The organism is Nitrospira sp. Nam74, from assembly GCF_965152615.1.
In genome coordinates, this window is record NZ_OZ224220.1 from 2,736,144 (window position 1) to 2,753,836 (window position 17,693).

At 54.8% G+C, this 17,693-nt stretch carries 15 protein-coding genes; 7 read left to right on the forward strand and 8 right to left on the reverse strand.

The genetic code is table 11. From position 1 onward, the window contains the following. Positions 1-3: 3 nt before the first annotated feature. On the reverse strand, positions 4-3,471 hold the full coding sequence (locus tag ACWHYZ_RS12830) for a DNA polymerase III subunit alpha (RefSeq protein ID WP_447983085.1): 3,468 nt from the start codon (positions 3,469-3,471) through the stop codon (positions 4-6). Positions 3,472-3,675: 204 nt separating this feature from the next. On the opposite strand from ACWHYZ_RS12830, the gene ACWHYZ_RS12835 reads away from it, so the two are divergent. The 5 genes from ACWHYZ_RS12835 (at position 3,676) to ACWHYZ_RS12855 (ending at position 9,305) form a co-directional block, all read left to right on the forward strand. Further along, positions 3,676-4,908, forward strand: coding sequence for an HDOD domain-containing protein (locus tag ACWHYZ_RS12835; protein WP_447983086.1), 1,233 nt, complete (start codon positions 3,676-3,678; stop codon positions 4,906-4,908). Positions 4,909-5,060: 152 nt separating this feature from the next. Beyond that, positions 5,061-6,617 carry a bifunctional phosphoribosylaminoimidazolecarboxamide formyltransferase/IMP cyclohydrolase gene (gene purH, locus ACWHYZ_RS12840; protein ID WP_447983087.1) on the forward strand — a complete coding sequence of 519 codons (1,557 nt, stop codon included), beginning with the start codon at positions 5,061-5,063 and terminating at the stop codon, positions 6,615-6,617. Positions 6,618-6,904: 287 nt separating this feature from the next. Further along, on the forward strand, positions 6,905-8,176 hold the full coding sequence (purD, locus tag ACWHYZ_RS12845; RefSeq protein WP_447983088.1) for a phosphoribosylamine--glycine ligase: 1,272 nt from the start codon (positions 6,905-6,907) through the stop codon (positions 8,174-8,176). Positions 8,177-8,216: 40 nt separating this feature from the next. Further along, positions 8,217-8,873 (forward strand): L-threonylcarbamoyladenylate synthase, encoded by a 657-nt coding sequence (locus tag ACWHYZ_RS12850; protein WP_447983089.1) that lies wholly within the window; start codon positions 8,217-8,219, stop codon positions 8,871-8,873. A 24-nt stretch (positions 8,874-8,897) separates the two neighbouring features. Beyond that, on the forward strand, positions 8,898-9,305 hold the full coding sequence (locus ACWHYZ_RS12855; RefSeq protein ID WP_447983090.1) for a hypothetical protein: 408 nt from the start codon (positions 8,898-8,900) through the stop codon (positions 9,303-9,305). A 21-nt stretch (positions 9,306-9,326) separates the two neighbouring features. Here the strand turns inward: ACWHYZ_RS12855 and ACWHYZ_RS12860 are convergent, their stop codons facing one another. From ACWHYZ_RS12860 to ACWHYZ_RS12880, 5 genes are all read right to left on the reverse strand, one after another. Further along, the gene (locus ACWHYZ_RS12860; RefSeq protein WP_447983091.1) at positions 9,327-9,707 is read right to left on the reverse strand and encodes an FmdB family zinc ribbon protein; all 381 of its coding nucleotides are present in this window, start codon (positions 9,705-9,707) and stop codon (positions 9,327-9,329) included. A gap of 95 nt (positions 9,708-9,802) precedes the next feature. Continuing rightward, complete coding sequence (locus ACWHYZ_RS12865) at positions 9,803-10,996, reverse strand: pyridoxal phosphate-dependent aminotransferase (protein WP_447983092.1); 1,194 nt, start codon at positions 10,994-10,996, stop codon at positions 9,803-9,805. Beyond that, positions 10,993-11,481, reverse strand: a complete 489-nt coding sequence (gene coaD / locus ACWHYZ_RS12870) for a pantetheine-phosphate adenylyltransferase (RefSeq protein ID WP_447983093.1) — start codon at positions 11,479-11,481, stop codon at positions 10,993-10,995. Before coaD ends, ACWHYZ_RS12865 begins: the two co-directional genes overlap by 4 nt. Further along, positions 11,478-12,050: a 16S rRNA (guanine(966)-N(2))-methyltransferase RsmD gene (rsmD, locus tag ACWHYZ_RS12875; RefSeq protein ID WP_447983094.1), complete on the reverse strand. Its 573-nt coding sequence runs from the start codon at positions 12,048-12,050 to the stop codon at positions 11,478-11,480. Before rsmD ends, coaD begins: the two co-directional genes overlap by 4 nt. Positions 12,051-12,242: 192 nt before the next feature. Then, positions 12,243-12,416: a hypothetical protein gene (locus tag ACWHYZ_RS12880; RefSeq protein ID WP_447983095.1), complete on the reverse strand. Its 174-nt coding sequence runs from the start codon at positions 12,414-12,416 to the stop codon at positions 12,243-12,245. A 219-nt stretch (positions 12,417-12,635) separates the two neighbouring features. Between ACWHYZ_RS12880 and radC the strand changes: the two genes are divergently transcribed. Next, positions 12,636-13,334 carry a RadC family protein gene (radC, locus tag ACWHYZ_RS12885; protein ID WP_447983096.1) on the forward strand — a complete coding sequence of 233 codons (699 nt, stop codon included), beginning with the start codon at positions 12,636-12,638 and terminating at the stop codon, positions 13,332-13,334. A 158-nt stretch (positions 13,335-13,492) separates the two neighbouring features. Beyond that, the gene (gene fusA, locus ACWHYZ_RS12890; RefSeq protein WP_447983097.1) at positions 13,493-15,589 is read left to right on the forward strand and encodes an elongation factor G; all 2,097 of its coding nucleotides are present in this window, start codon (positions 13,493-13,495) and stop codon (positions 15,587-15,589) included. A 2-nt stretch (positions 15,590-15,591) separates the two neighbouring features. Here the strand turns inward: fusA and ACWHYZ_RS12895 are convergent, their stop codons facing one another. Both ACWHYZ_RS12895 and ACWHYZ_RS12900 read right to left on the reverse strand, forming a co-directional pair. Continuing rightward, positions 15,592-16,974 carry a Do family serine endopeptidase gene (locus ACWHYZ_RS12895; RefSeq protein WP_447983098.1) on the reverse strand — a complete coding sequence of 461 codons (1,383 nt, stop codon included), beginning with the start codon at positions 16,972-16,974 and terminating at the stop codon, positions 15,592-15,594. A 71-nt stretch (positions 16,975-17,045) separates the two neighbouring features. Beyond that, positions 17,046-17,693 carry a TrkA C-terminal domain-containing protein gene (locus tag ACWHYZ_RS12900; protein ID WP_447983099.1) on the reverse strand — a complete coding sequence of 216 codons (648 nt, stop codon included), beginning with the start codon at positions 17,691-17,693 and terminating at the stop codon, positions 17,046-17,048.

Consider the following 17,693-nt stretch of genomic DNA (forward strand, 5'->3'; position numbering starts at 1 on the left):
GGTTTACAGCAATGCAACGGCGCCTTTCCCCAGGAGTTCTTCCACTTCCGCGACAAACGCTTCGTTCGGTGATATGGCAAGATTGGGAAGGGGAGCTGTGTCGGCTTCCAGGTTTGGCAAACAGAAGGTAATAGAAAGAGTGGCATGGCCGGGATGGCGGAGAAAGACTTGCTGAAGCTGGGCCAACTGGGCCGTCAATTCAGCCACCTCGGCCAATCGGAGATTTACGCGAGTGACGCCGCGCGTTTGCAATTCGGTCAAGGATTCTACCTTTGTGCCCTTGAGCCGTGTGCCCTTTTCCGCTCGGTCGATTGTCCCTGTCACGCGAATAAGACTTTCGGGGACGATCAAAGCCGCAGCCGATCGATAAAGGTCAGGGAAAGCAATGACTTCTATCATGCCATGAAGATCTTCAATTGTAAAATAGGCCATGCGATCGCCCTTCTTCGTCGTCATGGCTTTGACGGTTTTCACAATCCCGCAAAGGCGGACTTCCCGACCATCCGAAACCTCAGAAAGGCTATTACAGGTGCCGCTTGCGAACTTGTCGATGAGGGTTCCATAGCGGGTCAACGGGTGACCGGTGATGTAAAAGCCTGTTAACTCGCGTTCTTGCCGCAGTCGTTCACCGACATCCCATTCGGGAATATTGGGCAAAGGGGGGTCGGCCAGAGGAGTGCCGTGCGAGCCGCCGTTGTGATCGTCCCCGAACATGCTGGTCTGTCCGCGCTCACGCTGGCGTTGTGCGGCCACCGCATCTTCAATGGTGCGGTCTAGCACCCCGGCAAGCTGGGATCGCTTGGCACCGGTCGAATCGAAGGCTCCGGTTTTGATTAGGCCTTCTAACACACGTTTATTGACTTTGTGTAGATCGATGCGTTGACAGAAGTCGTAGAAGGATCGGAAGCGGCCAGTGTCATTTCTTGTGGCAATGATCGATTCGACGGCCCCTTCACCGACATTCTTAATGGCTGCGAGACCAAATCGGATACCGCCCTCGACGACGGTGAAGGTCGTCTGACTTTCGTTCACGTCTGGTGGCAAGATTCGGATGCCCAAATCGCGGCACTCGGTGAAATAGCCGACCATCTTATCGGCATTGCCCATATCGTTGGTCATGAGGGCGGCCATGAACTCCGTCGGATAGTGCGCCTTCAGATATGCCGTTTGGTACGTGACGAGCGCATAGGCAGCCGAGTGGGATTTATTGAACCCATACCCTGCAAAATACGCCATGAGATCGAAGAGCTTTTCCGCTTTCTTTTCTGGGTAGTGCAGCGTCTTGGCGCCCTCGATGAACAGTGACTTCTGCTTCTCCATCTCTTCGGGTTTCTTTTTGCCCATCGCTCGACGCAAGAGATCAGCTTGACCGAGAGAAAAGCCGGCGATCTTGTTGGCGATCGCCATGACTTGTTCTTGATACACGATGACACCGTACGTGTCCTTGAGGATGGGTTCGAGGGTCGGCGGATCGTAGACGATTTGTGCCGGGTCGCGCTTGCGTTTAATGAAGTCGTCGACCATCCCGCTCTCTAAGGGCCCCGGCCGGTAGAGCGCAAGAATGGCGATCAGATCCTCGAAATGTTCCGGCATGATGCGAACCAAGAGATTGCGCATCCCGGAGCTTTCCAATTGGAAGATTCCGGTTGTGCGTCCGGACGAGAGGAGTTCATACGCCTTGGTATCGTCAAGGGGTAGATCATCCATGTCCAGCGGCGGAGCGTGTTCCCGAGCTTTTCGCTCGTTGATCATCAGGACGGCGCGATGGATCATCGTGAGCGTCTTCAGACCCAGGAAGTCGAATTTGACCAGGCCAATTTTTTCGACATCGGTCATCGAATATTGGGTGACGATTTCGTCGTTGGCCCCTTTATAGAGAGGAACGTGATCCGTCAGGGGCTCCTGTGAAATCACCACCCCCGCCGCATGGGTGGATGCATGGCGAGCGAGTCCTTCCAGGGATCGAGCCACCGTCATCAGCTCATTGATTCGAGAATCCGTTTCGACCAGTTCCTTCAGTCGAGGCTCCTGTTCCAGCGCACCTTCCAGCGTAATGTTGAGCTGGTTCGGAACGAGCTTGGCGACTTTGTCCACCTCGGCGTACGGAATTTCCATCACCCGACCGACGTCGCGGATGGCCGCCTTCGCGCCAAGTGTCCCGAATGTAATGATCTGACAGACGTGGTCGTTGCCGTACTTCTCGATCACATAATTGATGACTTCACCCCGCCGGTCCATGCAAAAATCCATGTCGATATCGGGCAGTGAAATCCGTTCGGGATTAAGAAACCGCTCGAACAACAGGCCATAGACAAGCGGATCGAGGTCAGTGATGCGCAGGGCGTAGGCCATTAGGCTGCCGGCAGCCGATCCTCTGCCGGGGCCCACCGGAATGCCACGCGAGCGTGCAAACTTAATGATGTCCCAGACGATCAGAAAATAACCGGCGTACCCCATCGTCTGGATCACGGCGAGCTCTTCCTTCAACCGGAGTTGATAGATCTCTACCGGGATGGAACTTGGGCGCTCCCGCAGGCGGGCCGTGAGTCCCTTCGTGGCCAATTCTTCCAGGTACGTTTCACGCGTATAGCCTTCCGGAACATGGTATTGCGGTAGATAAGTCTTGTTGAACGCCAACTTCAGGTCGCACTGATCGGCCACACGGCATGTATTCGCCACCGCATTCGGAAATTCAACAAATGCCGCGTCCATTTCTTCGCACGATTTCACGTACAGTTGATCGGTGTCGAATTTCATTCGATTCGGATCATTCAGGGTCTTGCCGGTTTGCAGGCAGAGCATCACATCGTGCGGGCGCGCATCATCCTTTTTCAAATAGTGGCAATCGTTTGTACCCACCAGCGGGATGCCGAGCTTTTTGTGGATCTCCACCAGGCCGGTATTGGCAATACGCTGGTGCTCGAGTCCGTTGGCTTGCACTTCCAGGTAATAGCGGTCCTTGCCGAAGATTTCGACAAACTCGCCGGCCGCCCGCATCGCGCCATCCATATCTTTCTGTCCGATCAGCCATGGAATTTCCCCGCTCAAGCAGCCGGACAGAGCAATCAGACCTTCATGATGCTGCTGGAGCAGTTCCTTATCCATCCGCGGCTTGTAATAGAATCCTTCGAGATAGGCTTTACTCACCAGCTTAATCAGATTTTGATAGCCGGTGAGATTGGTGGCGAGCAGGATGAGATGGTAATAGTCGTTATGCGCCAATCCGCCTTCACGATTCTTCCGGTTGCCGGGGGCCATGTAGGCTTCGCAGCCGATGATAGGTTTGACCCCGCCGGCCAGCGCTTTTTGGTAAAACTCCACGGCGCCGAAGAGATTGCCATGGTCCGTCATGGCAACCGCTGGCATGCCGAAGTCTTTGACCTGCTGGACGAGCGGTTCAATTTGGTTCGCCCCATCGAGGAGGCTGTACTGCGTGTGTAGGTGAAGATGAACGAATGGCTGGGACGGCAAGTGGAAACCTCGGGGCGGATTGTAATCGGAAGGGGAGCGGAAGTCAATGAATCGTACGAGCGGGACAGGGCCCCGAGGAGGGGTGCCCGCGTCCCTGGCGAGTACGGCGAATCTGGCACAGGGTTTGGGAAAAGTGACGGTTCAAGTCCACCTTATTCGCATCCGATACAGAAGAGAACGGGCTGCAAGAGGGTCTCGCCATCCATGTCGGAAACGCACAAGAAAAAGCTGCTCGTGGTCGACGACGACGTCATGCTCCTCGACGTTTTAGAAGGAATTCTCACGGATCTCCGCGACGAGTGGGACATGGAATTTTTCAAGAGCGGTGAAGAAGCCCTTGAGGCGTTGGCACGGTCCGGGGTTGATCTCGTCCTAGCCGATATCCACTTGGCCGGCATGGGTGGAATTCATTTTCTCTCTAACGTGAAAGAGAAGTACCCCAATACCATTCGCATTGCCTGCTCCGGATGCGCGCATCCGAATACGATTGTCCAATCGCTTGAAGTGGCGCACCAGTATCTGCCGAAGCCACTGACGTTGGCGACCCTACAAATGACGCTCTCGCGAGCCCATGAACTGCAGAGCCGCTTGGCCAACCTTGGTCTACAGCAACTCGTGTCCACTATCAAAGCTCTGCCAAGCATCCCAACGATCTATCAGGAACTCGATGCCGCCATGCAATCCCCGCATGCGTCCATTAATACGGCTGCGGTCATTATTGCGAAAGACATGGCGATGTTGTCGAAAATATTGCAAGTGGTGAATTCGGCATACTTCGGACTCCGGCGAACTATTTCCAGCCCAGCGCATGCGCTTTCACTACTGGGCTTGGATCGCGTCAAAGGCCTGGTCCTGACCGTCAAACTGTTTGAGCAATGCGCACAGACCCGAGCACTCCCTGTTCCATTGGAGCCATTGTGGAGGCATGGCATTACCACAGCCGTCGTGGCTCGTGCGATTGCCAAATCGGAGGGTGCCGGCTCGTTGGCCATTGAGAACGCCTTTATGGCGGGTCTCCTTCACGATATCGGGCTGCTCGTATTGAATACGAATTTCCCGGACCGATATCGGGAAGTGTTTCGGCTGATTAAGGAAGATGGACGCCAGGTATTGCAGGCCGAACGAGAGGTATTCGGGGCAACACATGCCGATGTCGGAGCGTATTTACTCGGTATCTGGGGATTGCATGAAGTCATTGTTGAGGCCGTGGCCTTTCACCACGAACCTCGACCGACCCAGCAGGATAATTCTCGTGTGTTTGCCGCCGTCCATGTTGCCAATGCTCTTGACGAAGATAGCGATCGAACCGTCACTGGGGGGATCGCATCGGAGATCTCAACTGAGTATTTGATGGCCTGCCATTTGAACGATCGACTTCCGGCATGGCGTGACACCTATTGCCAATCGGCATCACCTCAAGACAATCCCGATCGTTGAAGCCTCTTCTTCGGTGTGTATGCGTCGCTAACTATACAGCTGTTCCTCTCTCTTTCCGATACCTTTGAGCTTATTGTTGAACTGATTCGGGGCATCTGATATTCTGCGGGCGCAGCGAATAGTGAAAACTTCGTGACGTGTGGGGGACCGACATGGCGGGCGTGAAGCGGGCATTAATTAGTGTCTCGGATAAAACCGGTATCGTGGAGATGGCTAAGGGGCTTGCCGCGCTTGGCGCGGAAATCCTGTCGACGGGCGGGACCGCAAAGACTTTGCGGGACGCGGGCGTCGCGGTGACGGACGTCGCGGCCTATACGGGTTCGCCGGAAATTTTGGATGGTCGGGTCAAGACGTTGCATCCTAAGATTCATGGGGGATTGCTGGGTCGCCGCCACCTGCCGAAGCACGTCGCGGAGATGCAACAACAGGGTATTGGACCCATTGATGTCGTGGTCGTCAATCTATATCCGTTCGAAGCGACGATCTCACGGGCGAACTGTCCGTTTGAGGAGGCCATTGAGAATATCGACATCGGTGGACCGTCCATGCTGCGGTCCGCTGCCAAGAATCATGACGACGTGCTCGTGATCGTCGATCCGACTGACTATACCCGTGCACTCGATGCCTTGAAGGCCGGAGGCGAGATACCGGTCTCATTTCGTCGGGAACTGGCCATGAAGGTGTTCCAACATACCGCCCGGTATGACAGCCTTATCGCGGGCTATCTTGAAAAACAGGTGCACGGTGGTGAGACCAAGTTTCCGCCTATTCTGTCGCTGCAGTTTGAACGAGTCGAGACGTTGCGGTACGGAGAGAATCCGCATCAGCAAGGTGCGTTCTATCGCGAGCTCAATACACGGGAACCCTCGGTGTCGCGCGCCACGACGTTGCATGGCAAAGCGATGTCGTACAACAACTACCTCGACGCCAATTCAGCGCTTGAATTGGTCAAGGAATTTTCCGAGACCGCCGTCGTCATTATCAAGCACAATAATCCGTGCGGAGTGGCTCTGGGAATAACGCCTGTCGAAGCTTACGTCAAAGCCCGAGAAACGGATCCCGTCTCCGCGTTCGGCGGCGTCATTGCTTTTAACCGGCCAGTCGATCTTCCGGCTGCCAAGGAAATCACTTCGACCTTCGTTGAAGTCGTCGTGGCGCCTGGTTACGCTCCGGATGCGCTTGCTGAACTCAAGCGAAAGAAGGATCTGCGTCTGCTTGACGTAGGTTCATTGAATCCAAGCGTGCGCGAGGGCGTCGATCTGAAGAAATTGGTTGGTGGCCTCATTGTCCAGGACCGCGATCTCGGCGAGTTGAATGATGTGAAGGCCCTCCAAGTCCCGACGGCGCGGAAACCCACGGCAGAGGAATATGCCGCGTGTGCCTTCGCGTGGAAGGTGTGCAAGCATGTCAAGTCCAACGCCATCATCTACGCGCGTCCGGGCCAGACGGTCGGCATTGGGGCCGGGCAGATGAGCCGGGTCGATTCTGTGAAATTGGCCGGTATGAAGGCCGTGTTGCCAGTGAAGGGTTGTGTGATGGCCTCCGATGCTTTCTTTCCTTTCCGCGACGGTCTCGACGCGGCTGCGCAAGCCGGGATCACCGCCGTGATTCAGCCGGGTGGCTCCATTCGCGACCAAGAAATCATTAAGGCTGCTGATGAGCATCAGATGGCGATGATTCTCACGGGCATGCGCCACTTCCGCCATTAGGCAGGATGGTGAAAATGGCCGCCAGCTGCGTTCTCGCCTCACACACATCCTCAACGTGCCCCATAGGGTACGCCTCCGGTGTGTCCTTCGCCTCCGACCTTGCCCGGGAAGGGGCGCGTCTTGGCGCGTCTGGGGCGGGCGGGTGTAATACAGGACCATTTTGAGCATCCTAACCATATTGTCTCCATTCACCTCATCGACAACCTCCATGCCGCGAAAAATTACGGCGCTCGCTTGATGGCACACGTGCCACAACTTTCTCTTCTATTTTATAGCGTGGTCCAATTATGAAAGTGCTCGTCATCGGAAGCGGGGGACGCGAGCATGCGCTTGTGTGGAAGCTTGCGCAGAGCCCACGCGTGACGCAATTGTTTTGCGCCCCCGGCAATGCCGGGATCGAATCCCTGGCAACATGTGTGCCGCTTGCCGTGGAGGACGTCGCAGGCTTAAAGCAGTTTGCCATCACTGAAAAGATTGATCTTACCGTTGTCGGCCCGGAAGGACCGTTGTCCTTGGGAATCGTCGATGAATTCCGGAAGGCCAAATTAAAGATTTTCGGGCCGACTCGCGCGGCGGCACAGGTCGAATCGAGCAAAGCCTTTTCAAAGGAACTGATGACTCGCCATCACATTCCTACGGCGGCAGCCCGAAGCTTCGACACCCTGAAGCCGGCCTTGGATTACCTCGAGGGTCAAGCGCTGCCTGTTGTCGTGAAAGCCGATGGGTTGGCACAAGGAAAAGGCGTAGTGGTTGCGACCACTCGGGAAGAGGCGCGTCACGCTGTCGTATCCATGTTGGAACAAGGCGCCTTCGGTCAAGCCGGACGTCGAGTCCTGATTGAGGAATTCCTCGATGGCGAGGAAGCAACCGTGATGGCTTTTACCGACGGTAAAACCATCGTGCCGATGGTCGCCGCTCAAGATCACAAACGTGTTGGAGATGGCGATCAGGGGGCCAATACGGGCGGGATGGGCGCCTATGCTCCGGCTCCCATTGTGACACCGGAACTCATTCAGACCGTGCTGAAACATGTGTTCCATCCCGCCATAGAGGGCTTATCCAGGATGGGGAGCCCTTATCAGGGTGTCCTTTATGCGGGTCTCATGATCGTGCGCGGCAAACCGTACGTCCTAGAATTCAATGCGCGCTTTGGCGATCCGGAAACCCAGGTCGTGCTGCCTCTTTTACAGACAGATCTCGTTGAAGTAATCGAAGCAGTCGTCGAACACCGGCTCGATCAATTGACCGTCAAGTGGCATGCTCAGTGTGCGGTCTGTGTCGTCATGACATCCAAGGGCTACCCAGCACCGTACGAGTCGGGCATCCCTATTTACGGGCTCGTCGACTCGACTCAAGAGACGATGGTATTTCATGCTGGGACCGCACGTCGAAACGGGTGTATTGTGACCGCCGGCGGTCGAGTGCTTGGCATAACGGCGCTCGGACCGACTTTGATGGCGGCCAAGGAGCGAGCGTATGGCACGGCGAGAAGGGTCCGTTTCGAGGGATGCCATTTCAGGTCCGATATTGCCCATCGAGCGTTGCAGGTTCCCATCTGAGTCGATCAGCCTCCATGCCTGCCGCCTTTGGAATGAAGTCATGAGTATGCGGCTTCCGCTTAACCCTAATCCATCAGCCGATGTGTTAGAGGCAGCCAACCGCCTGCTTGCTACAGGGGGCGTGCTTGCCATGCCGACGGAAACTTATTATGCCCTGGGAGCTCGCGCGTCTGATGGCAAGGCGGTCCGCCGCGTTTGCGCGATCAAAAACCGAGGAGAAGATAAACCCATTCTTGTCCTTATCGGCGATCGCCAGCAGTTAGCGCAATTGGTGACGGACGTTCCAGCTGCCGCAGAGATACTCATGGATCAGTTCTGGCCTGGACCCTTGACCTTGGTCTTTCCCGCCGCCCCACATCTTCCACCTGAATTGACACGAGGCACCGGAACCGTGGGCGTACGGCAGCCGGCACGTCAGGATGTGCTGTGTCTTCTCCGGCGCGTGGGACCGCTGACGGGGACCAGTGCCAATCGCTCCGGATACTCGCCCGTACAAACGGCTGACAAGGTGTCGGAGGAGTTGGGAACGGATGTGGATCTGATTCTTGATGGAGGGGAAACGCCGGGGGGATTACCATCGACTCTGGTCGACATCACGGGCTCTATTCATGTGCTGCGTGAAGGTCCGGTAAGTCGGGAAGCCATTCAGGCAGCGCTCAAGGAGTCAGGTATACTTATGCCTGACCAGCCACTCTGACGGTTAATGTGAGGAGGTACAGTGATGCAGGTACGGAGAGGAAAACTGTTGTGCGGAATCGGAGCGCTTATGATGATGAGCATGGCCGTCAGTGGCTGTGATTACTGGCCCCCCGCGCTTCAGGCGCAAATCGAGCAATTGCAACAGGAAGCGCAGATCGCCGCCGCCGAGCGCACCAAGATGGTGGCCCAGGTGAGCGAGTCGAATGCGGCCAAACAAGAACTGCAGGCGCGGGTGGATGATCTGACTCGCTCAAACCGTGAACTCAGCGGCCGGGTATCGGGGTTAGAGCAAGCGTTGACGGCTGAACGAGAGAAGACGAGTCGCCTGGCCAAAGCAGCATCGAAGCCCGTACCGGCGAAATCCGTTGCCAAAGCGGCAGCAAAAAAGACGGCAAAGAAAAAGCCCGCCTCGAAAAAGCGGGCAGCCTAATATCTGTCGGCGCGAATCCAGTTAGGACGAGGGTGTTGATGTCGCAGGAGTCGCCGGAGGAGAAGAGGATTTGACACCCGCGTCTCCACTACTGGCAGCGGGAGGCGTCGAGGCGCCGGAAGCAGAAGAAACAGGTTCATTGTTTGACGTGGCCGGCGAAGTTTTTTGTTCCGATTTACCGTTGGCCGGTTCCGTGGCATTGGATTGACCGGGAGCCTTCATTTTATCTGAATAATCCGTCACGTACCAACCGCTGCCCTTGAACATAATAGCCGGGGCAGAGATGATCTTCGTCACGGCCTGCCCGCACCGGACACAGCTCGAAATCGGGTCGTCCGAAAACTTTTGTTTCACTTCAAACTGATGCTGGCAACTTTGACACACGTATTCATAAATCGGCACGTTTAGCCCCTCCTCACCATCCAACAGGTCATGAATAGTCCTACCTATGTAATGCTCTTTTCCACGATGTCAAGCCCGACCGGCTAACAGCATTCTTAGGTCAGCTTGGCGAGTGCGCTTTCCATTCGATCCAAGCCCCGCGTAATGGCATCCATACTGGTCGCATATGAGAGTCGAATGTGTGAGGCACTTCCAAACGGCTCTCCCGGGACAACCGCCACTTTCGCTTCTTGAAGGAGATAGGTCGCCAAGTCCGCCGCTGCCTGAATCTTGCCCCCGGCATGTGCCCGATTGAAAAGCCCCGACACATTGGGAAAGGCATAGAACGCTCCGGTGGGCATGGAACACGTGACGCCAGACATGGCGTTGAGGCGGTCAACCATAAAACGGCGGCGGCGATCGAATTCCTTCAACATCTGTTGGGTGAAAGGCGCGCCATCACGAAGCGCCGCGGCGGCGGCCTTTTGCGAAATGGAGGTCGGATTCGAGGTGCTTTGGCTTTGTATATTCGCCATCGCGGCGATGAGGGATTTGGGACCCGCGGCGTATCCGATTCGCCATCCCGTCATGGCATAGGCTTTCGAGACGCCATTCACGATGACCGTGCGAGCGGCAATCTCGGGTCCTAATGTGGCGATGCTGATGTGGGGAACGCCATCATAAATGATCTTCTCGTAGATTTCGTCAGAGATAATGACCAAATCATGACGAGCTGCGATGTCGGCAATCTCCTCAAGGCATTCTCGATTGTAAGTCGCGCCCGTGGGGTTGCATGGACTGTTGATGATAATGGCCTTGGTTTTTGGCGTGATCTTCGCTTCCAGATCCAGGCGCCTCACGACATAGGCATCGGCTTCCTTCGTTTCCAGTAAAACAGGGGTCGCATCGTTGAGCAGGACTTGATCGGGATAGGAGACCCAGAATGGCGAAGGAATAATGACTTCATCTCCCTGTTCGAACAAAGCTTCAGCAATGTTGTACAGCGTATGCTTGGCTCCGCAGGAAATAAGGATCTGGGATTTGTCGTATCGCAAGCCCTGTTCCGTCTCAAGTTTCTTGACCACCGCCAACTTTAGTTCATCGATGCCGGATGCCGGCGTATATTTCGTGAATCCATTTTTGATGGCGGTATATGCGGCGTCTTTGACGAGATCCGGTGTATCGAAGTCAGGCTCTCCCGAAGCGAACTCGATCACATCAATGCCTTGAGCGACCATGGCTTTGGCGGTTGCTGTGATACTGAGGGTCGGGGAGGGAACGATGCGTCCGGCACGGGCTGCAAGTCTCATGGTGTGTTTCTCCGAAAGCGATCGCGGAGACGTATTGCGACCTCAGGATGCACGAAGTCATTAAGGGCTCCGCCCAAGCTCGCCACTTCCTTGATAATGCTCGACGTTAGGTACGAATATTCTTCACTCGGCATAAAAAATACCGTCTCAAACCCCTGATCCAGTTTCCGATTGATCAGTGCCATCTGTAACTCATACTCGAAATCAGAAATCGCTCGAAGACCTCGGATGACCGCTCGAGCACCCCGTTGCCGGACATAGTCGACCAAGAGGCCGTGAAAGGGTTCGACTTCCACATTGGACACGGTCTTCGTGGCCAATTTCACCATCTCCACTCGGTCGGCCAAGTCGAAAAGGGGATGCTTGCTGGGATTAAGGGCAATGGCCACAATGACCTTATCAAAGACCTGCAAGCTCCGCGTGATGAGATCGGTATGGCCGTTAGTGATCGGGTCAAACGTGCCGGGATAGATCCCGATTTTCATGTGGAGGATGCCTTTTCATCGACGAGTCGAAAAAGAGAGAGAGAGGAATCGCCGTATCGATACTGACGGACTCGATTCAATGGACCAACCTGTGGCGGGATCTGGTGTTTGGTAGGATGTTCGAGAATCACGACGGTGTGAGGCAAGATCATACCACTCCGTCCCAGCAATGGCAACAGAGTGTTGGTACTGTCATCGCGGTACGGAGGATCAGCGAAAATGACATCGAACGCCATACCGTGAGGTGCAGCATACTGGAGAAATGCGAGCGTCTCACCGGGATAGACGTGAATATTCTCCGAAAACCGACACTGATTCAGATTGGCATGGAGAAGCCTCAACGACGTCGGATGCGATTCAACAAAGGTCACACGGGCCGCCCCTCGACTTAGCGCTTCAATCCCAATCGCTCCGGTCCCGGCAAAGAGATCGAGCATTGTCGCACCGCCAATTCGGTCTTGCAGAATGGAAAAGAGTGCTTCTTTGACGCGACCCGAGGTGGGGCGGACAGCACTTGTGGTGGGGGATAGCAGACGCCGTCCCTTATGTGACCCCGCAATAATGCGCATCAGCCCACCTGTAATTGGTTGGCTGACTGTAGCACGCGATTTTTTAGAGGGTCAAGGCTGGAAGGACTTTTGACGGGTCAGGAGCAGTTCGCTATACTACGCATCTTACCTTATCCGAGTGACACCCGGACAAGGCAATCTCCGGCTCGCTGCAAACGTGTCCCCGAAGCCACAGCGAGGGGAGTCGGCAGCTCAATGAGTGGTGACGGGCTCGACCTCGGGGGCTAACGCGCTGCGTTGCTGGTTGACTGAGATGGTGTGATCCAGAATGGCTCCACAGTTAATGCATTTCCATGCATGAAATACCAGGAAGAAGTCTGAAAAGCGTTCCAGCGTCATCAGCCCTTTGCATCGTAAACATTTCATGATTGAGCTCCCGGGTTAAGGATCACTGCGTTGAGAACCAAAAATAGCAATTCTTAGGCCGAAAATTGCCACTACGCAATTTCAACGGTTTATATAATTGTCTAGGCAAAATAGGGGGTGTCGTTCCAACCCGAAATACCCAAAAACGTCACCAAGTGGCAATTCCAGTCATCATGACAGTTGCCCAATGAACGACTCCGGTCATTCAGAAAGGGGTACGTGAAGCCAACGATTGCTCATGGCGGTATCCATCAGTGGCCTGAAAGCGAACGGCCGCGGGAACGGCTTCTTAAAGAGGGGCCCGAATCCTTATCGGATGCCCAGCTGATGGCGATTCTTTTGCGCGTGGGACGACGGGATTCCTCTGCCATGCAGGTCGCAATGGAGTTACTCCAGCAACTCGGCGGTCTTCAGGGGCTGGCCCATCGTGGGATTGAGGAGCTGTGCCAGGTGTCGGGGGTGGGACCGGCGAAAGCGGCTCAAGTAAGGGCCGCAATCGAACTTGGCAAACGGGTCTTATCGGCTCCACTGTCCACAGGAGTTCGGATCGGCTCCAGCGCCGATCTCTTCAGGCATTACTATCCGTTACTCCGTGACCTGCGGCGTGAAGTTTTCAAAATAATCCTTTTGGACGCGAAACATACGGTCATTCGGGATGCGACAGTCTCGGAAGGCTCACTGACCCTCAGTATCGTCCATCCGCGCGAGGTGTTTAGCTTAGCAATTCGGGAAGCGGCCGCGGCCGTCATTTTTCTGCATAATCATCCAAGTGGCGATCCTCAACCAAGCAATGAAGATCGCACCCTCACCACACGTCTCGTTGCAGCCGGTGAGCTTCTAGGTATCCAAGTCCTGGATCATCTCATCATAGGTGATGGCCGATATATCAGTTTTGCCGATCAAGGCTGGCTCTGCTGAACAGTAAACACGCCTTTTGGAATGTGTCCTGCATCCATATTCACTCCTTCCCCATGACATTCATGCCCGGTTCTTTTTCCTCCGGAAACGCTTTCTAGGCCCGTTGACAGTCATTTTTCCGAGGCATACGATAGGGCAACTTTTCGAGGAGGGATGCTATGAAAGAGCCCCGAGTCGACACCATCCGCAATGTAGCCTTTATCGGTTCAACTGGAGCAGGCAAAACAGCGTTGCTGGAGGCGCTCCTATATACAGCCGGTGTGATTCCCTCATTAGGATCGATTATTGGAGGCAATACGATATCGGATTTTGAACCGGAAGAGATCCATCGCAAGGTCTCGATCAACAACACAGTCGGCCACTTCTCCTCGAAAGATACTACTTTCAACATTGTTGATACGCCCGGTGCGGCAAGCTTCCTCGGCGAAGCCAAAGCCGCATTGCGCGCCGTGGACGGAGTGGTCGTGGTGATCGGAGCTGCCTCGGGCGTGCGATCTGACATGGGATCGCTTATGGCTGTACTTGAGGAGCTGGGACTGCCATCTCTTCTGTTCATCAACCAACTTGACAAGGAACGCACAGATTGGGCTGCAACAATGAGTGAATGCCAAGAGGTTTTCAAGCGAACGTTGCTTCCTGTCACGATTCCGCTTGGTACCGAACGACAACTGGATGGAGTGCTCGATGTCGCCAGGAGAATCGCTCTTCGCTCGGGGAAAGACAGTCCAAAAGTGCACCAGGGGGGTGTGACGCCAGACGTCGAAGGGGTGATGACGGATGCCAGAAAGCGGCTCGTTGAAGGAGCCGCTGAAATTGACGATCGATTACTCGAGAAATATTTAGCTGACGGGGATCTGTCAGCCGAAGAGATTGTTGATGGGGTGAAGCTCGGAACCGCGGCAGGCAAATGCATGCCCGTCTTAGCCGGGTCAGCGACTCTGACGGTTGGTGCATCCGTTCTCCTGGACGCGATGGCTCTGTACCTTCCATCACCCCGCGAACATGGGGCCCAACGTCCGTTGAAGGGCACGAGTCCTGGAGGTGAGCCGGTTACACGGCAAGCGGATCCGAGCGATCCGTTTTCAGGATTTGTTTTTAAGACAATTATTGATCCCTTCGTAGGGCGCCTTTCATACGCGCGAGTGCTGTCAGGCACATTGGAAGCCGATGCCGCCTTCTACAATACGACCAGACAGATCAAGGAAAAAGGCGGACATCTGTTCTCAATTCTTGGCAAGAAGTACTCCCCTGTCGGGCGCGCGACGGCAGGTGAGATTGTTGCGATCGGAAAATTGAAAGACACGCAAACTGGGGACTCGATCTGTGATGAACACCATCCGATCCAGTACGCCGGGTTGCAACTGACTCGACCCGTGATGTCATTCGCATTGGAACCGAAATCGAAAGCCGATATCGAGAAAGTCAGCTTGGGGCTTCATAAACTGGTTGAAGAAGATCCCACTTTGGAATTTGTCCGGAATCAAGAAACGAAAGAGATGATTCTGAGCGGCATGGGACAGCTGCATGTCGATGTGACGTTTGAGAAACTGCGACGCAAGTACGGCGCGGACGTCATCGTCCATACTCCGAAAGTACCGTATAAAGAAACTATTCGGAACATGGCGCAGGCCCAGGGCAAGTATAAAAAGCAAACTGGGGGACATGGACAATTTGGGGATTGCTGGCTTCAACTCGATCCACTTCCACGCGGCAAGGGCTTTGAATTCGTCAATCATGTCGTGGGTGGCGCGATCCCCCGCAACTTTATCCCCGCTGTGGAAAAAGGCGTCGTTGAGGCATTGCACGAAGGTAGCCTTGCAGGATTTCCGGTCGTGGATATCCGTGTGACCGTCTACGATGGGTCGTACCACACCGTAGATTCCTCGGAGATGTCCTTCAAGATTGCCGCGTCCATGGGATTTAAAAAAGCCTTGGAGTCCGCACACCCGGTACTACTCGAGCCTATGATGAGGGTTGAGGTCAGTGTGCCCGATGAAGTGGTGGGCGGCGTGATCGGCGATATGAACGCGCGGCGCGGCCGCATTGCAGGCGTGACGGCCAAGGGCAGCTCCGAGACTATTACCGCTCAGGTGCCGCTCGCAGAAATGCTGAAGTACTCGTTATCGTTGAATGCCATAACAGGGGGGCGTGGAACCTACACGATGGAGTTCTCGCATTATGAAGAAGTCCCTCGCGAGCAGGCAGCACGAGTCATCGAAGAGCAGAAATCGATCAAGCAGGCGGTGGCGCACTAAGGCTACTTGTCTGCCGGCTTGAGCACGACATAAAACGCTCGATTCTCACGAAGCACGCGAAGCAGCACCGTTTCGCCTCGCTTGGCTTTTGATACGGCTGATGCAAATTCGCTCGAAGATGTCACCTCAGACCGGTTGACTTCTTTGACGAGATCGCCTTCGCGCAAACCTTCCACCATCGCGACGCTACCCCGCTCGACTTTGGTGACCAGTACACCCTTCGTATCTTTCAGTTTAAACTTCTCGGCAAGCTCGGGCGTCAGGTCCTGCACATCGAGACCGAGCTTGACTTCGGCTCGGGTGGGTGGGATAGAGGTGAGGACGGCGCTCTCCTTGCGCTCGATGAGTGGAACCGAGATGAGTTGTCGTTTCCCATCCCGTACGACTTCAATTGAGGCGGCAGCACCCGGATCTAACGCGGCGATCAAACGTGAAAGACTGTTGGGCGTGTCGACACCTTTGCCATCCACCTTCGTGATGATATCACCGGGTTTAATGCCGGCTCGATACGCCGGGTCGTTGTCGAAGACTTCATTGACCAGCACACCTTCGTTCTCATTAACTCCGAACTTTCCGGCGAGTTCTCCCGTGACAGGCTGAATCCCCACACCCAACCACGCTCGGACTACCTTTCCGCGTGTAAGAAGCTGCTGCATGACCTGCTTGGCCATATTAGATGGGATCGCAAATCCTATTCCTTGTGCAAAATTGATAATCGCGGTATTGATCCCAATGACTTCACCACGGATATTGAACAGTGGTCCGCCAGAGTTCCCCGGGTTGATGGACGCATCGGTCTGAATGAAGTTTTCGTATTTAGACAGATTCATATTTTCGCGGCCGATACCGCTCACGACGCCTAACGTCACCGTGCGATCCAATCCAAAAGGATTACCCACGGCAAGCACCCACTGTCCAACTTTCACAGTCCCGGAGTCACCAAGCTGAGCATAGGGAAGTGTTCGATCCGTGCCAATCTTGAGCAATGCCAAATCCGTATCCGGATCCTTCCCGATCACCTGCGCGGTGAATTTCGTTCTGTCTGACAGTCGTATTTCGACTTCATTTGCGTCACCCACCACATGATTATTCGTGATGATATGACCCTGGTCGTCAATGATGACTCCCGAACCCGAACCGGGCGAATTGGGGAGTCGTTCGCGCGGATTGCCGTTTCGAATCGTTGACGCAGGAAACACGTTCACGACGGAGGGCTTTACGCGTTCAGCGAGATCGGTGATGACCGATTGTAACTCCTCGAGGACTCGCATGCCGGCTGCCTCTTGAGCGGCCTCTGACACCTGTATGGGACAGACGGAAAAAATGACGAGGACTACGGCCCAGAACATTAAAAATGATGTGCGGACGCAGACGCCTAGTTTCATTGCCGCGTGTCCTTTATAACGAAGGAAATGTTACGACTTATCGTTCACGGGACTATCGTATCTCAGGTATCTCACTTTGTGTTCGACTCGTTCTCGCTTCGATTTGTGAACCGTGTCCCAATACCCGGGAGTTCTGCCTGAGGCCCGATCAGGATCAGGATGTCACCGACTCGAATGGGTATTTCAGCCGCGGAAGATAGGATGGTCGGCCCTCGGAGGAGCGCCGCCGCTCGAGTCGTCTCAGGTAAATTGAGTTGAGCGAGGGACAGTCCAACCGCCGAGGAACCCGGTGCGACAACGAAACGTGACAGGCCGGCAGATCGACTCATCAAATCTCGTTGGATTTTAATGAGATCTTCATGTAATACTTCAACTTCTAATTCACGGATTGATTCTTCGACGTGCATCAGTTCTTGCTTGATGAACCGAGCCGTGGTTGCGGCTTCGAGGAGGCGGGCGTGGGCGGTTGCCTGCGTCACGGATTTCAGCGTGTCGATACTATGACATGGCGCCACGAGGTCGCAGAGTGTTTGACCGACGCTACGAGAGACATCTTCCGTCTGACGTATGAGTGTTGACGCCTGCCAGTGAAGTCGTAACATTTGGGTCTTTCTGTTCACGCGTTCAGCGATGGCGAGAACAGATTCACGCAGTCCGGCTACGGTGACTTTGGCTTCTTTGCTGAGACGTTGCAAGAAATCAGCTGTGATGGCATTCAT

Coding starts and splice junctions, on each gene's coding strand:
- ACWHYZ_RS12835 (WP_447983086.1), top strand. CDS start 3,676: ATGTCGGAAACGCACAAGAAAAAGCTGCTCGTGGTCGACGACGACGTC.
- purH (WP_447983087.1), top strand. CDS start 5,061: ATGGCGGGCGTGAAGCGGGCATTAATTAGTGTCTCGGATAAAACCGGT.
- purD (WP_447983088.1), top strand. CDS start 6,905: ATGAAAGTGCTCGTCATCGGAAGCGGGGGACGCGAGCATGCGCTTGTG.
- ACWHYZ_RS12850 (WP_447983089.1), top strand. CDS start 8,217: ATGAGTATGCGGCTTCCGCTTAACCCTAATCCATCAGCCGATGTGTTA.
- ACWHYZ_RS12855 (WP_447983090.1), top strand. CDS start 8,898: ATGCAGGTACGGAGAGGAAAACTGTTGTGCGGAATCGGAGCGCTTATG.
- ACWHYZ_RS12865 (WP_447983092.1), bottom strand. CDS start 10,996: ATGAGACTTGCAGCCCGTGCCGGACGCATCGTTCCCTCCCCGACCCTC.
- coaD (WP_447983093.1), bottom strand. CDS start 11,481: ATGAAAATCGGGATCTATCCCGGCACGTTTGACCCGATCACTAACGGC.
- rsmD (WP_447983094.1), bottom strand. CDS start 12,050: ATGCGCATTATTGCGGGGTCACATAAGGGACGGCGTCTGCTATCCCCC.
- ACWHYZ_RS12880 (WP_447983095.1), bottom strand. CDS start 12,416: ATGAAATGTTTACGATGCAAAGGGCTGATGACGCTGGAACGCTTTTCA.
- fusA (WP_447983097.1), top strand. CDS start 13,493: ATGAAAGAGCCCCGAGTCGACACCATCCGCAATGTAGCCTTTATCGGT.
- ACWHYZ_RS12895 (WP_447983098.1), bottom strand. CDS start 16,974: ATGAAACTAGGCGTCTGCGTCCGCACATCATTTTTAATGTTCTGGGCC.
- ACWHYZ_RS12900 (WP_447983099.1), bottom strand. CDS start 17,693: ATGAATGCCATCACAGCTGATTTCTTGCAACGTCTCAGCAAAGAAGCC.